Annotated in this window: 2 protein-coding genes and 1 pseudogene; all 3 read right to left on the bottom strand. The window is 33.4% G+C overall.

The annotated features are described in order from the left end of the window. Window positions 1–83: 83 nt before the first annotated feature. Complete coding sequence (locus ACRCJ0_RS11565) at window positions 84–962, bottom strand: AraC family transcriptional regulator (RefSeq protein WP_419971742.1); 879 nt, start codon at window positions 960–962, stop codon at window positions 84–86. Between the two features lie 610 nt (window positions 963–1,572). Further along, window positions 1,573–2,013, bottom strand: coding sequence for a hypothetical protein (locus ACRCJ0_RS11570; RefSeq protein ID WP_419971743.1), 441 nt, complete (start codon window positions 2,011–2,013; stop codon window positions 1,573–1,575). 1 nt (window position 2,014) lies between these two features. Beyond that, window positions 2,015–2,841: pseudogene (locus ACRCJ0_RS11575) on the bottom strand (DNA repair protein RadC); the annotation flags it as partial.

Consider the following 2,841-nt stretch of genomic DNA (forward strand, 5'->3'; position numbering starts at 1 on the left):
CGTGGGAATATATCCACCAATCGTACCGTTTACAAAAAGGGCACTCTTGCTAGGAGTGCCCTCAATCATAAAAATCGGTGTAATTAATAGTCTTTTTTCTTTACCGGAATCCAGATTTCGCTTCGATACTTTGGATTTCCAGTGTCTGGACTCTCGTTCCACAAAATTTCTGGGCCTTCAACTAACTCATAACTTGAAGACGGAAACCACTCTGAGTATATTCTACCCCATACATTTTGAAGTGTCTCTGGGAATGGTCCAATCGATTCAAATACTGCCCAGGTACAAGCATCAATTTTTAATACATCAAATTCTGCTATTTCATCACCTGAAGTTGCTACCCCGATGTAATGATCCAACTCGCCCTTTTCTTCCATTCTTCCTTCTGAAAAATAAGTGGAAGCACTAATAATACCCATTGGTTCTACATTTGAGATTGCTTTTAATTGTTTAATAACCTCCGGTGTTAAAAATTCGGTCATTTGTGCAATCTCTTGATTTACACCTTCAAAAATAATTGGGACTCTCTTCTTAAATCCTACTAACTTAAACGACTCTTTCTCAACAATACGATAGTTCATTTCGCATCCTCCTTTAATTGATAATTGAAAGGTCATTCGTGGATAAGCTTTTAATTGTGTATTCTCACTCCTTGCCTCAGAAGGGAGAATACCATGCAGGGAATGAAAAGCACGGGAAAATGAATCAGCCGAATTATAGCCATATTTGACGGCTACATCAATTATTCTCAAATTTGTATCTTTCAAATCAATTGCAGCCAACGACAGTCTTCTTCTCCGAATATATTCTGATAAACCTATGCCAGCTAAAAATGAAAACATCCGCTTAAAATGATACTCTGAACAGTAAGCAATTTTAGATACTTCACTATAGTCAATTTCTTCCGTTAAGTGCTCTTCAATATATGCCAATGCATTATTCATACTTCTTAAAGAATCCATTGAACAACCTCCTTTCATCATCAACATTATCAAAGGGTGCGTTTTTCTATCCGACAATCTGTGCACAATATAGTCGAGTCTGTTTCATAGTAGGATAATTATTTACACTATTGCAGACAGGAAACATATCGACTAAATCACAAAAATAAATTGATTTTTGGTGCTTGCTCATAAGCCTTACCAGATTTGTCTCTTGCAGCATTCTTTAATCCAAATCCGATACCCATTTCAATCTAATTTAGAACAAAGATACATTCTTATTAAAGAATGAAAGAGACATTTAGTTTTGCAGCACCCAGCATAACTAAATGTCTCTCTTAATTTTGAATCTTAACTACGTTTCCAAGTTTCTGCTCTATCTCAAAACTCACGAATTGTGTAATTATTACTTCAAGCAATTTTTATATATTTATTAACATCAAAACTTCACGACTTTAGCCACTCAGCTCACTCCAATATGCTTAGCTTCTTCGGATTCGTTTATTGGCAGAACTAATTGTTAATTGCGCCGCTGAAAATTTTTGTTAATAAACATACTGCTTCACTGTATTTAAGGTGAAAAATATCGAATTAAATTAATATTTCGACTATATAACATTAGTTAATTTCATCATTCATTAATAGGAATCATTATATCTAAAATATTCTTAGATTTATAGTGTTCTATCATTGGAAGTGACCAATTAATATGACCCCCATATTGACTGAAAAGAAAATCATATGCAGGGCTAATCTTCTCATAAAGTTCGGGCACATCATATTTAAGTCTTAACCTTAAATAATTTCCGCCCTCAAACTCAAATTGGTTTAAACCATATGTATCATCTCGATCACTTTCAAGGACTACGGAACAAACTCTATATACTTTATTTTCATCATAATCTAAACCAAACATTTTTCTGCCGGTTAAGGAAGGGAAATGTACTTCAAATAATGGCCAGGCTTTTTTTTGGCTCTCAGGGTTATTTGGTACCTCCATATAAAATAAGTTCATTTTATCTATGACGACTCTTTGTAAAGTCCCTATATCAATTTTCATGTTATTATCCATACTAATCTTCTCCTTCAATTTGTAAACATAATGCCTTAAATTCTTCATCAAGTTGAGCAATTTCTTCAAGTGTATGTGCTAAATTAAAATAATCTTCTTTAAGTGTAGATAAGTGTGCTTGTCCAAATAATTCAGCCAATTGTTCTTTAATTTTTGATTTATTTGAATCATGACTTTTCAAGAACTTACTTATATACAAATTTCTGGCAGAAGCCAATCGAAAACTAAAAAACTGAAGAATTTGTTTTTGTTCTTGATTCAGTCCATTATCTCTTACTGCATGGGCGAATTTTTCTATAACATTGTTTTCACCTTTTTGGTATCGCTTTTTCATTATTAAGGATACTTCATGAAATATTTTTTCAGAGTTGGGAGTTTTAACTTTTTTGAACTTACCCCACATTGAAAACGAACCGCGTTTGTAATCTATCAAATTAGCTTTCCAAGCTTCAATAAATTCTTTGAATACTATTTTCATACATGGATAACCGGCAGGATCATGTAAATAAAACGAACTCTTCGTCCACATCATAAATTGATACAAAATGGTCAACACCACTTAGATTAATTGAGTTAGGGTTATACGTTAAATATCCCATATCTATTGGGCCAGCAACAACTGATCCATAAGTTAAAAGGTATTTTAGTTTTTCCTTTATTTCATTCACCTGGATATTATTCAGGCTATTTGTGAAAAACTCCTTGTAAGTAAAACCCAAGATTCTTAAACTATTACTTATTGACACATCTGGCAATCCATTATCAAAGAATACCAGAGGGTGTTTAGAATCGTTGCTAACGATACTCGCACCATTGCCCATGACCATT

Source organism: Aerococcus sp. L_32, assembly GCF_050689315.1.